This is a genomic window from Rhizobium sp. GW821-FHT14E12 (assembly GCF_058803745.1).
The window spans coordinates 241516-254049 of sequence record NZ_JBXAPH010000001.1 but is presented as its reverse complement, the minus strand read 5'-3'; the positions used below and the strand labels follow the sequence as shown (position 1 = coordinate 254049).

Here is a 12534-nt window from a genome sequence, read left to right as displayed (position 1 = left end):
GCGCTCCCCACGAAGGAAGCTTATGAAATTAATACAATTCATAAGGAATTCTTCTGATGCTCAATCTCGATCAGCTCGCCGCGTTCGTCAGCGTCGTCGATCTCGGCAGCTTCACGGCCGCCGCCGATAAGGTGGGATTGACGCAGCCCGCCGTCAGTTTGCAAGTGAAGCTCCTCGAGCAGCGGCTTGGCGTTCGCTTGATCGAACGTGTGGGCCGGCGAGCACAGCCCTCTCCGGCCGGCGTCGAGCTGCTGCTTCACGCGCGTCGGATACTGGAGGACTGTTCCGCGGCGCAGGAGGCGATGATGCCTTACCACGAGGGTTCGGTCGGACGCGTCCGGATCGGCAGCGGCGGCACAGCCTCCATCCACCTCCTGCCCCGTGCCATCGCCGCCGTGAAGAAGCGCATGCCTGGGCTGGAGATTATCGTCCGAATCGGTAACACCGACGAGATCCTTCGCGATCTGGAAGCGAATGCGCTGGATCTCGCGGTTGTGGTCCTGCCCGCTGCCGGACGTTCGCTCGAGGTGGAACCATTCTACGAAGATGAGCTTCTCGCTGTAGCCCCCAAGGGCAGCCAAATGCCTAGCGATGGGCCGGAGGCCGCATTTTTCAGCGACAAGACCCTCATGCTCTACGAGGGTGGCAACACGCGGCGCGCGATCGACGAATGGTTCGCTTCCGCCGGAATCCGGCTGAAGCCCGCGATGGAGTTCGGCAGCGTCGAAGCGGTCAAGGAGTTGGTGGCGGCGGGCCTCGGCTGGTCGTTGCTTCCGGGGCTGGCCCTGCAGCGCGATCGAAGCGATTACCTGGCGACATCGCCCTTGAAGCCACGGCTTGCGCGCCAGCTCGGCATGGTCATGCGTCGCGACAAGCACCTGACAAAGGGCCTGCGCGAGGTCGTCAACTGTTTGCGCGAGTTCCGAAACTGAACGTCTCTGAACACGCAATCTAACGTTCGGGGAGCACTTGTGACCAAGTGAACCCTTGAATGCCCGGTTGGAATCGGCGACATTCGTCACATCAATAATTCCCCTTTGCGATCCGAACCCGATTCCGGGCCCGCCTCGTTCTAAAAATGCCTGGATAAGAGCGTGAGCAGCGATTCATCAAGAAGCGCCGCGAAGTCGTTGACTTCGTTGGCGCATGTTAGTGCGGCCGGTTGGGGTCGAGGTCTCTCTACCATCGTGCGGATCACGCATATGACGCTGCGTCACCCTTGGCAGACAGGTTTTGCCATAGGGGCCACTTTTGTAGCTGCAACGTTACAGTTGATGATCCCGCGCCTGCTTGGCCATGCGGTGGATCAGACGCAATCGGCCTTCGCCGGCGGTGTGGCTGGACATGTCGCCGAAAGCGCGCTGATGACGACCGCCCTGCTCCTGCTAGTCGTCAGCGTTCTGCGCGGTCTTTTCACCATGGTGCAGAACTATTACAGCGAAGCCGTCGGCCACCATATGGGCTACGAGTTGCGCCTCGCCTGTTATGAGAAGTTCCAGCAGCTTCCCTTCAGCTTCCACGACAAGGTTCACTCCGGTGATCTCATCACGATTGGGCTGCTCGATCTCGAAGGCGTGCGTATGTATTTCTCCACGGCGCTTGTCCGCACGGTGCTGCTCACCGTGTTGATCGGCGTTGGCGCCTATATGCTGCTGTCAACCGATGCCGTGCTCGGGCTTCTGGCTTTGAGCTTTGTGCCCTTCGTCGCCTGGCGTTCCTCCGTGACCCAGCTCAGGCTGCGCGCGACGTGGCTCGACCTACAAGAGCGGCTGTCGGTTATGACCCGCGTCATGGAAGAAAATCTCAGCGGCATTCGTGTCGTGCGTGCCTTCGCCGCGCAGGCTCACGAGCTGATGAAATTCGACAAGGCGTCGCACAACGCCCTCACCCTCGCCCACAAGCGCGTCGGCATTCGTGTCGTGAACACCAGCGCCATGAACTTTTCGTTTTTCGCCGCCATGGGCCTCGTGCTCTGGGTCGGCGGCAACAAGGTCATTGCGGGCGAAATCAGCGTCGGCACTCTCGCCTCGTTCCTGACCTTCATGACCATCCTGCAAATGCCGGTGCGCCAGCTCGGGCTGATGGTCAACGCCTTTGCCCGCGCCTCGACTTGCGGCTCGAGGCTCTTTGCCCTGCTTGACCTCGACATCGCCATCAAGGACGCGCCGGACGCCAAGCCGCTGGTCGTCACCGACGGCGTGCTGCGCTTCGAAAATGTTAGCTTCGTCTATCCCGGCCAAGAAACGCGCCCCGTGCTCAGCAATATCAGTTTCGAGGCACGGCGCGGCGAGACCATCGGCATCGTCGGACCGCCCGGCAGCGGCAAATCCACGATCGCGCATCTCATTCCACGCTTCTACGATGTGACCTCCGGCCGCATCACCATAGACGGTCAGGACATCAACAAGGCGACGCTGCAATCACTGCGCCAGAACGTCGCCGTCGTGCAGCAGGATTCCTTCCTGTTCACGACCAGCATCGAGAACAATATCGCCTATGGCGATCCCTGGGCGAAGGAAGGCCGCATTGAGCGCGCCGCTGAATCCGCACAATTGCACAACTACATTCTCGGCCTGCCGGCTGGCTACAACACAGTCGTCGGCGAGCGCGGCGTATCGCTGTCCGGAGGCCAGCGCCAGCGTTTGACGATCGCGCGGACGCTGATGCTGAAGCCGGCGGTGATGGTGTTCGACGATTCCACCGCAGCAATCGATGCGGCGACCGAGCAGCGCATTCGCAGCGCCATGAAGCGTTTTGCCCGTGACCGCGTGACCCTGGTCGTCGCCCATCGGCTGAGCTCTTTGATGCATGCCGACCAGATCCTGTTCATCGAAGATGGCGAGATCCTCGAACGGGGAACGCATGAACAGCTCCTGGCCGCGGGGGGGCGGTACAAGGCGCTATACGATCTGCAGGTTCGCCCGGATGACGACGTAAAGCTGTCTACCGACAGGGTCGTCGCGGTGAAGAGGGAGGCCTGACAATGTCGGAAACCACAGAAACCGAGCGCAACGATGTGCGCGACGACGGACGCCGCCCTCCCCGTGCCGTGGTCGGTTCGCACCGCGTTGAGGAAGAGATCTTCGGCAAGGTCTTCGACACCAAGATCGTCCGTCGCATCTGGGCCTTCGTTAGCCCGTATCGCCGGCAGGTCTATATCGCGGTCGTGGCCGTGCTTCTCTTCACCGCGTCGCAGATCGTCATACCGCTCGTCATTCGCTACGCAATCGACCATGCGATGGTGCCGGGCGCCGTCAATTATTCGGCGCTCTGGCTGGCTCTGGCGATCTTCAGCGTGGCGATCCTCGTCAACTACGGGGCAAGCTACGTGCAGGAGACCTATGTCGGTGAGGTCGCGGAAGAGGTGCTGTTCGATATTCGCCGGGCGATGTTTGCACATATGCAGCGCGTTTCGCTCTCCTTCATGGACAAGACCGAGGTCGGCCGACTGATGTCGCGCCTGCAGGGCGACGTTAACTCCATGCAGGAATTCCTTGAAACGTCAGTGCTTTCCGTCGGCGACATCGCCCTGCTCTTCGGCATTGTCGTCGTCATGCTGTCGCTCGATTTCCGGCTTGGCCTGCTGACGCTTTCGGTCATGCCGATCCTCTTCGTCGTCCGCCTGTTCTGGCTCCCGAAGGCGCGTGTCGCCTTCATGAACGCACATGAAGTCAACTCTATCACCAGCGGCGCACTGGCCGAGGCGATCCATGGCGTGCGTGCCGTCCAGGGTATGCACCGCCAACGTGTCAATTTCAGCCTCTTCGACGAGAAGGCGCAAACCAATCTGAAGGCGCACCTGACCGCGGCACGATATGCGCAAATCATGGTTCCAATCGTTGATACGCTGACGGGTATGGCCATGGCCATCGTCATCATCGTCGGCGGTTCGATGGTGCTGAACAACAGGCTTGATGTCGGCGTCATGGTCGCCTTTCTGTTCTACATTCAGCGCTTCTTCGATCCGATCCGTTCACTGACGATGCAGTATTCCGTCATGCAGCGCGCCATGGCCTCTGGCCAGCGGCTGACGGAAGTGCTCGACGTGCCGATCGATATCAAGGATGCGCCCGACGCCAAGGTGCTGTCGGCGGATATGGATGGCTCGGTCGAGTTCCGCGATGTCGTCTTCGGCTATGACCCGAAGCATCCGGTGCTGAAAAACGTCAGCTTCAAGGTCAATCCCGGCGAGACCGTCGCGTTGATCGGGCCGACCGGTTCGGGCAAGTCCAGCTCCATGGCGCTGATCCATCGGTTCTACGACGTCCAGCAGGGCCAGGTGCTGGTCGGCGGTCATGACGTCCGCTCCCTCACCCAGGATTCGCTTGGCCAGCAGATCGCCATGGTGCTGCAGGAGCCTTTCCTCTTCACCGGCACCGTGATGGAGAACATTCGCTACAACAAGGCCGAGGCGACCCGCGAAGAGATCATCGAGGCGGCAAAGGCGGTCGGCGCGCATGAGTTCATCATACGGCTGCCGGATGGCTACGAAACCATGCTCGGCGAGCGCGGCGGCGGCCTGTCACTCGGCCAGCGCCAGCTCGTCAGTTTCGCCCGCGCCCTCGTCGCCGACGCCAAGATCCTCGTGCTCGACGAAGCCACCGCCAATATCGACAGCTATACCGAAATGCTGATCCAGAAGGCGCTGGTGAAGCTGCTGGAAGGCCGCACAGGCTTGGTGATCGCCCACCGCCTCGCCACCATCCGCGAGGCCGACCGCATCATCGTTTTGCAGAACGGGCAACTGATCGAAAGCGGCAATCACCATCAGCTGATGGCAAACGGCAAGCTCTATTCGAAGCTCTATAACCTCAACTATTCCTCTTTCGACGATATTCCCGACGAGGAAGCGACCCCGTCCACGCCGACGGAGTCGCGGACGTAGGTCTGGAATCGTTGCACTCACAGGTTACAAATATGAACATCAGACCCGCCAAATCTGCTGATGCTCAAGGCATGAGCATTGTTCTGAACGAGATTTTCGACGCCGGCCTGCGAAAGAGTGCTGGCGATGTCGCGTTGGTCCTGGCGCATTACATCGAGCACGAACATCGCATAGAATGTTCCGTCGCAGAGGACGGACAAGGGCGGATTCTCGGGTTCCAGTCCCTGCGCTACGCCGTAGCGGGAAATCCCTATGGAGTATCCGAGGGATGGGGGATCATCGGAACCCATGTCAGCCCCCAAGCTGGCCGCCAGGGCATCGGTTCAGCACTATTTCAGGCGACGTTGCGGGCCGCGAAGAGTTTTGGTTTGCAGAATATCGATGCGACCATCGGCGAAGGCAATAAGATGGGGCTCGCCTACTATGAGGCTATGGGCTTCCAAACCTATCGCTCGGGCGGCGGATCATTCTCCAAAGCCTATAAAATCGATCCATGATGCTTTCCCAAGGTGTTGCCCCCAGCATTTGTCGTGGCGAATAGTTAGCGTTCATAGACGATCTGCTCGACTCCGAACCGTTGCAATCGTTTCATTTCTCTCATTCCTATTCGCTCAAGCAGGCGGCGAGATGCCGAGTTAGCAGACTGTGTTTCCGCTATTAGCCGGTCGAACTGCAGATCTTTCAATGCATACTCAAGGACGCGCCCAGCTGCTTCCGTTGCATAGCCAAGCCCCCAAGCGTCGGGATGAAATTGGTAAGACAGTTCGTCATCAAAGCCATCTGCGTGATGCGAGATGGAAATCAAACCAAGAGGTTGCAATGAATCTTTTGTTTCCGCCAACCACACCATTTCCCCTTCGTCGACCGTAAAATAGCCGGACAGAGCCGCCTCATGTCGGGCGCTCGGAATGGGGCCGCCAAGATAGCGGCGTACCTCCTGATGAGTGATCAATTCGCGTATGAACGCAATGTCGGTTCGAAGAAGCCCGCGTAGATATAACCGCTCAGTGTCTAGATGCCGGATCGCTGTCATGTCGCTACTCTAGCCGAGACAGAGACTGAATGTCAGTTTCGAAACACCCTGATTGAAATGACCACTTTGTCACCCCTTCCTGCAATCAAATTTCAGCGCGCTTACTAGTAACTTGCATCATGATAGTTATTCATGCTATTCGCCTCTGCCATGCAGAGAACCAGCTTCAGCACCTTCAAATGTCCCGCCGCCCGCGCGCTTGAAAGCGTCGGCGACTGGTGGAGCATTCTGATCCTCCGGGATGCGCTCCAGGGGCTGACGCGGTTCGATGAATTCCAGAAAAATCTCGGGGTCGCCCCGAATATCCTGACGCGGCGGCTGAAACACCTCACCGATGAAGGCCTTTTCGAACGCCGCCTCTATAATGAGCGGCCGCCGCGCTACGAATATGTCCTGACCGACAAGGGGCGTGATTTCTTTCCTGTCCTGATGGCGTTGTTCACCTGGGGCAACCGGCATCTGCCGCCCGAGGACGTCGCGATGCGGCTTGCCGATGCGGCCACCGGTGAAGATCGCGATCCGCTTCTCATCGACCGCGTGACCGGCCGCGCCTTCCATCCCGAAGATACGATTCTCGTGCCCGGCCCGGCCGCCGATGAAGCCGTCCATGAGCGGATAGAGCACATGAAGGCATGGTTCTTGGGCTTCGACGCCTGACTACATTAAATAGGAGCAAGACATGGATCGCATCGTCGTAACAGGTATGGGCCTGGTTTCGCCACTCGGCGTCGGCGTCAACGCAGCCTGGAAACGGCTGGTCGAAGGTCGTTCCGGTCTCAGGCTTCTGCCGGAGACAATGGTTGATGATCTCGCCGCCAAGGTCGGCGGCGTCGTGCCAAGCCTCGAGGAAGATAGTGAAGCAGGTTTCGATGCCGATCGTTACGTGCCAATGAAGGACCAGAAGAAGATGGACCGCTTTATCCTCTTTGCCATGGCGGCGGCCGAAGAGGCCGTGAAACAATCCGGCTGGCAGCCGACCGATCTTCACGACCTTGAGCGCACCGCCACCGTGATCGCCTCGGGAATCGGCGGCTTTCCGGCAATCGCCGACGCGGTCCGGACGGCGGAAACACGCGGCGTACGGCGACTATCGCCCTTCACCGTCCCCTCTTTCCTCGTCAACCTCGCAGCCGGCCAGGTCAGTATCCGCTACGGCTACAAGGGGCCGCTTGGTGCACCGGTCACAGCCTGCGCCGCCAGCGTCCAGGCAATCGGAGATGCGGCGCGGCTGATCCGAGCCGGTGAGGCCGATGTGGCTATCTGCGGCGGCGGCGAAGCCTGCATCGACAAGGTGAGCCTCGGCGGCTTTGCGGCGGCTCGCGCCCTTTCCACCGGCTTCAGCAACCGGCCGGAGGAAGCTTCCCGCCCCTTCGATACGGCCCGCGACGGTTTCGTCATGGGCGAAGGCGCCGGCATGCTGGTAATCGAGACGCTGGATCATGCGCTGGCCCGCGGCGCCACGCCGCTTGCCGAACTCGTCGGCTACGGCACCGCCGCCGACGCCTATCACATGACGGCCGGCCCAGAGGATGGCGATGGTGCGCGCCGCGCGATGCTGGCAGCTTTGTCGCAGGCGCGAATTTCGCCCCACGACGTCAAACATCTCAACGCCCATGCCACCTCGACGCCGGTCGGCGACCGCGGTGAAATGGAGGCGATCAAGACCGTGTTCGGCCGCGATGGCGGCATTGCCGTCAGCGGTACGAAGGCGGCCACCGGCCATCTCCTCGGAGCCGCCGGCGGCCTGGAGGCTGTCTTCACGATCATGGCGCTACGCGACCAGATCGCGCCGCCGAACCGCAATATGCAGGAAGCCGATCCGGCTGCCGAAGGTATCGATCTGGTCGGTGCAACGGCCCGGCCGATGTCGATGGAATATGCGATCTCCAACGGTTTTGGATTTGGTGGCGTGAATGCCAGCGCCTTGTTCCGCCGCTGGCAATAGCCCTTCTGCAAAGACATGAAGCGCGCTATGCTCTTCGGGATATTCGCCGGAGATGTTCATGCGCGCTTTATCTCTCGCCGTCACGCTCTGCCTCATCCTTGCGCCCGAAGCGCGTGCGGAAGACCCGGTGCAGACGGCGCAAACGCTGATCCAGGGACAGATAGAAGCTTTCCTGCGCAATGATGCGGCGACGGCCTATGCCTTCGCCGCGCCGGGCATCAAGGCGCTCTTTCCGGATAAGGACGTCTTTTTCGCGATGGTGAAGAAGAGCTACCAGCCGGTCTATCACCCCGGCAACTACGCCTTCGGCAAAAGCCGCGCCATCGACAACGGCGCCGTCGTCTATCAGGAAGTGTTGATCACCGGTATCGACGACAAGGACTGGACGGCGATCTATCAGATAGCCCGCCAGCCGGATGGCACTTACAAGATCAACGGCGTGCAAATCCTGCCTAATACGGCCAGCAAAGGCATCTGAGCAATGTTGCGGGATTGATGCCATGGAGCGGCGCGTCTATCATCCGATATAGTGCGCGCCGCTGAAAAGGCAGTTGCAGGCTCTATTAGCCGCGAATTCTAACCAAGTTGCCAGAATAGCCCTCACCCTCGAAATCGGGGCGCGGCTGGGGAACCGCTATGGTCGAGATCGGTTCGACGACTGCCGTCCCATGGGTAACTGGCACCGAAACCAAGGCCGGAGCCGGCGTCGGGATAGGAACCACCGCCGGGATAGCATCCGTCGCTGCCGGCATGGTGAAAGTCGGGTTCGACACCGGCGTAAAGGTGGCGACGGAAGGCGCTTGTTGCACTTGCCGCGTTTCCGGCAATATGAACGGCGATTGTGTCGTCGACATTCCTTGCGTCGACACGTAGTTCATCGCGACCTCATAGGCCGGAAGTGGCGCCGGGGTCTGTAACTCGCCATCCCGGCCGCGCTTCTCGTAGAAGGCATTTCCGCCGGCTATCGCGACATAGTGCATGTTATTGTAGGGGAACTTCAGGCCGTTGGTATGGAAGAACATCGCGTCCTTCACACCGGCATGCCGTTCGCCACGCAGAATGGCCGTGGCCGCCGTATCCAGCTCCGGTTCCGCCTCGGGGCGAACAAGCCTCGTCATCACGCCCGGCGCGAATTGCCGCTCCTGTGCGACGACGCCGCAAATCGAATTGGCATAAGCCCCCGACGTCAGCCTGTTCATCACGACAGTGCCCACCGCCATGTACCCATCGTGATCCGAATGTTCGGACTCGAAATACATGACACGCTTCAGACAGTCACGATCCTTGGCGGTGTAATTATAGGTTACCTTCGCCGGCTGGATCGATTTTGTCGAGCTATGAGTAGCCGAAGATGTTTTCGTTTCAGTCGTGCAGCCTGTTGCCGCCAATCCGACGAATAACAAGCCGGACAGACACGTCCCCAATTTACCTTGCGCCCTCAACGGCAGGTGCCTCCTACTTATGATTAGAACAGCCCTTATCGATCAAGAAAAAGCGTTGTAGCCGAAATCCACAGGAATTCCAAACCCATCGCGATTAAATTAGCCAATGAAGCTTATCATCGGCGGACGGACCGTTTATTCCGATTCGCCATTTTTCCAAACGCTTTCTCATCGTGCCGGTATTTCGGGTGGGCTTGCGACCCATCGAAAAAGCTCGAATTCGCCACCGAAAAACGCCCGGTTTGTGACGCGAAGATCGCATCACAAACCATTACAGACATTAATATTTCTGATCAGACGCTTGGGTCTGAACGCCAGCCGACCTCGATGAGAATTCGCCCCGGCGCAAAGCAGTAAAATAACCATCCACCTCGCACCGCCGAAGGCGGTTGCCAGATCTCGCAACCGGCCGATTTGGCTCGCTCAAATTGTTCGTCCACAGCCTCGCGCGACGGCAATATAAAGCCGATGTGATAGGTATTGCGTCCGACCGAGACCGAATCACCTCCGCCGAACTTCTCGATCGGACGACTGATGACCAGTTCGAGACCGGCTTCGTCGCGCAGAATGGCGAGGCCGTTCACGCCCCGCGTCTCGACCTCGGTCAGGCCGAAGGCGGATACGAGAACGTCCCTCGTCGCGGCGACATCGGGGACATGAAGATCAAGGTGATTTAGTCGCATGGCAGGCAGCTCCATAGATCTATCCCGCGGAGGCATGCCGGCCGAAATTGCCCGCACCAACGCGGGTGGCTCGGCCGGTATGGCCAAGCTTCCGCGTCGTGGGTACTCGCGCCAAGGCGCGGAACAGAGCTTCCGGATGAAAGGGGTCGGGCTTACCAAAACCGACCCTGCCTTTTTCGACAGTTCCGATTAGCGCCGATTTTGGGCAGGAGCAAGGACTGCGAACGATGGGCTAGACCCAAAGTGGTCAGCCAGACGCATCTCAAACCGGCTCGAGATCGCCCCTCGCCCAGTTCTCCTGCGTCTCCGCCATGAAGTCGCTGAATCGGTCTTCGGCAATCGCCTTGCGAATGCCTTGCATCAGTTCCTGATAATAGGCGAGATTGTTCCAGGAGAGCAGCATGCCGCCAAGCGCCTCGTTGGCGCGGACGAGATGGTGCAGATAGGCGCGGGAATAATCGCGCGAGGCCGGGCAATTCGATTGATCGTCGAGCGGGCGCATATCCTCGGCGTGACGGGCATTGCGGATATTGACCTTGCCGCGGCGGGTGAACGCCAGGCCGTGACGGCCGGAGCGGGTCGGCATCACGCAGTCGAACATGTCGATGCCGCGGGCAACTGATTTCAGGATATCGTCGGGTGTGCCGACCCCCATCAGATAGCGCGGCTTCTCGGTCGGCAGTTCCGGCAGGGTGGTTTCCAGCATGCGCAGCATCACATCCTGCGGCTCACCGACGGCAAGGCCGCCAACAGCGTAGCCTTTCAGATCCATCTTGCTCAGTGCCTGCGCCGAGCGAACACGCAGATCGGGCACGTCACCGCCCTGCACGATGCCGAACATCGCCTTGCCGGGCTGATCGCCGAAGGCGACCTTGCAGCGCTCGGCCCAGCGCAAGGACATTTCCATAGCGCGCTCGATCTCCTTCGGGGTCGAGGGAAGCGCCACGCATTCATCGAGCTGCATCTGGATATCGGAGCCGAGCAGGCCCTGGATCTCGATCGAGCGTTCCGGCGACATGTGGTGCAGGCTGCCATCGACATGCGACTTGAAGGTAACGCCCTGCTCATTGAGCTTGCGCAGGCCGGACAGCGACATCACCTGGAAGCCGCCGGAGTCGGTCAAGATCGGATGCGGCCAGCGGATCAGCTCGTGCAGGCCGCCGAGACGGGCGACACGCTCGGCTGTCGGGCGCAGCATCAGATGATAGGTATTGCCGAGGATGATGTCGGCGCCGCTCTCGCGCACCTGGTCGAGATACATCGCCTTGACCGTGCCGACCGTGCCGACCGGCATAAAGGCCGGCGTGCGGATCGTGCCACGCGGCATGGAAACTTCACCGAGACGGGCGCCGCCGTCGGTCTTCTTCAATGTGAACTGAAAGCTCTCGCTCATCTCGTCTTAGTCTTTCCGGTGGAGCAGGCTGCCATCGCCATAGGAATAGAAGCGATAGCCCGTCTCAATAGCATGGGTATAGGCCGCGCGCATGGTATCGAGGCCGGCAAAGGCCGACACCAGCATGAACAGCGTCGAGCGCGGCAGGTGAAAATTGGTCATCAGCAGATCGACCGCCTTGAAGCGGTAGCCTGGCGTAATGAAGATGCCGGTCGCACCGGACCAGGGTTTGATCGTACCATCCTCGGCGGCCGCACTTTCGAGCAGCCGTAACGACGTCGTGCCGACGCAGACGATGCGCCCGCCCCTCGTCTTCACGGCGTTCAGCTTTTCCGCTGTCGCCGCATCGACATGGCCGATCTCGAAATGCATCTTGTGATCTTCGGTATCATCGGCCTTGACCGGCAGGAAGGTGCCGGCGCCGACGTGCAGCGTCACGAAATGCCGCTCGACGCCCATGGCGTCCAGCGTGGCAAATAGCGACGGCGTGAAATGCAGGCCGGCGGTAGGCGCTGCAACGGCGCCCTCCTCGCGAGCATAGATGGTCTGATAGTCGGCGCGGTCGCGTTCGTCTTCCGGACGCTTGGCGGCGATATAGGGCGGCAGCGGGATATGGCCGACAGTGGCAATCGCTTCATCCAGCGCTGGACCGGAGAGATCGAAGCGCAGCGTGATCTCGCCGCCCTCGCCCTTCTCCTCGACCACAGCATCAAGCGCGCCAAGCGCGCAGACATTCTCGCCATGGCCGAACTGGATGCGGTCGCCAATCTTGATGCGTTTGCCCGGCTTCGCGAACGCCTTCCAGCGATCGGGTGCGGCGCGCATATGCAGCGTCGCCGAAACCTGCTGGCCGGGCGCACCCTCGCGATGACGAATGCCTTCCAACTGGGCGGGGATAACTTTCGTGTCATTGAAGACGATAGCATCGCCGGGACGAAGGAAGGACGGGAGATCGCTGACTTGGCGATCGCTCAAGACCATCTCGGCATTCGGATCGACCACGAGCAGACGCGCGCTATCGCGCGGCTCGGCGGGCCTGAGCGCGATACGCTCGTCCGGGAGGTCGAAATCGAAAAGGTCAACACGCATTCAGGCAATCCAGGCAAAGCGAAACCCGCCCCCGCGCCAAAGGCGCAAGAGGCGGGTTTCAGGA

12 protein-coding genes are annotated in these 12534 nt (G+C 60.3%); 7 read left to right on the top strand and 5 right to left on the bottom strand.

What is annotated here, in order from left to right:
• Positions 1-56: 56 nt before the first annotated feature.
• The 4 genes from AC1RO0_RS01280 to AC1RO0_RS01265 all read left to right on the top strand — a co-directional run bounded on the left by AC1RO0_RS01280 (position 57) and on the right by AC1RO0_RS01265 (position 5382).
• Positions 57-932: a LysR family transcriptional regulator gene (locus AC1RO0_RS01280; protein ID WP_498591162.1), complete on the top strand. Its 876-nt coding sequence runs from the start codon at positions 57-59 to the stop codon at positions 930-932.
• 270 nt (positions 933-1202) lie between these two features.
• A complete protein-coding gene (locus AC1RO0_RS01275; RefSeq protein WP_498591161.1) occupies positions 1203-2981 on the top strand; it encodes an ABC transporter ATP-binding protein in 1779 nt (592 codons plus the stop codon).
• A 2-nt stretch (positions 2982-2983) separates the two neighbouring features.
• Positions 2984-4885, top strand: coding sequence for an ABC transporter ATP-binding protein (locus tag AC1RO0_RS01270; RefSeq protein WP_498591160.1), 1902 nt, complete (start codon positions 2984-2986; stop codon positions 4883-4885).
• 32 nt (positions 4886-4917) lie between these two features.
• Positions 4918-5382 (top strand): GNAT family N-acetyltransferase, encoded by a 465-nt coding sequence (locus AC1RO0_RS01265; RefSeq protein WP_498591159.1) that lies wholly within the window; start codon positions 4918-4920, stop codon positions 5380-5382.
• A gap of 44 nt (positions 5383-5426) precedes the next feature.
• Here the strand turns inward: AC1RO0_RS01265 and AC1RO0_RS01260 are convergent, their stop codons facing one another.
• Entirely contained in the window at positions 5427-5918 is a 492-nt protein-coding gene (locus tag AC1RO0_RS01260) for a GNAT family N-acetyltransferase (protein WP_498591158.1), read from the bottom strand.
• Positions 5919-6068: 150 nt separating this feature from the next.
• Between AC1RO0_RS01260 and AC1RO0_RS01255 the strand changes: the two genes are divergently transcribed.
• From AC1RO0_RS01255 to AC1RO0_RS01245, 3 genes are read left to right on the top strand one after another with little or no spacing between them, the layout of a single operon-like run.
• The gene (locus AC1RO0_RS01255; protein ID WP_498592354.1) at positions 6069-6575 is read left to right on the top strand and encodes a winged helix-turn-helix transcriptional regulator; all 507 of its coding nucleotides are present in this window, start codon (positions 6069-6071) and stop codon (positions 6573-6575) included.
• Positions 6576-6597: 22 nt separating this feature from the next.
• Positions 6598-7863 (top strand): beta-ketoacyl-ACP synthase II, encoded by a 1266-nt coding sequence (gene fabF, locus AC1RO0_RS01250; RefSeq protein ID WP_498591157.1) that lies wholly within the window; start codon positions 6598-6600, stop codon positions 7861-7863.
• Between the two features lie 58 nt (positions 7864-7921).
• Positions 7922-8341 (top strand): DUF4864 domain-containing protein, encoded by a 420-nt coding sequence (locus AC1RO0_RS01245; protein ID WP_498591156.1) that lies wholly within the window; start codon positions 7922-7924, stop codon positions 8339-8341.
• A gap of 85 nt (positions 8342-8426) precedes the next feature.
• Here AC1RO0_RS01245 and AC1RO0_RS01240 read toward each other — a convergent pair whose 3' ends face one another.
• The 4 genes from AC1RO0_RS01240 to queA form a co-directional block, all read right to left on the bottom strand.
• A complete protein-coding gene (locus tag AC1RO0_RS01240) occupies positions 8427-9305 on the bottom strand; it encodes a cell wall hydrolase (protein WP_498591155.1) in 879 nt (292 codons plus the stop codon).
• A 293-nt stretch (positions 9306-9598) separates the two neighbouring features.
• Entirely contained in the window at positions 9599-9988 is a 390-nt protein-coding gene (locus AC1RO0_RS01235) for a VOC family protein (RefSeq protein ID WP_498592353.1), read from the bottom strand.
• A 262-nt stretch (positions 9989-10250) separates the two neighbouring features.
• A complete protein-coding gene (tgt, locus tag AC1RO0_RS01230) occupies positions 10251-11381 on the bottom strand; it encodes a tRNA guanosine(34) transglycosylase Tgt (protein WP_498591154.1) in 1131 nt (376 codons plus the stop codon).
• 6 nt (positions 11382-11387) lie between these two features.
• A complete protein-coding gene (gene queA / locus AC1RO0_RS01225; RefSeq protein ID WP_498591153.1) occupies positions 11388-12470 on the bottom strand; it encodes a tRNA preQ1(34) S-adenosylmethionine ribosyltransferase-isomerase QueA in 1083 nt (360 codons plus the stop codon).
• Positions 12471-12534: the final 64 nt, after the last annotated feature.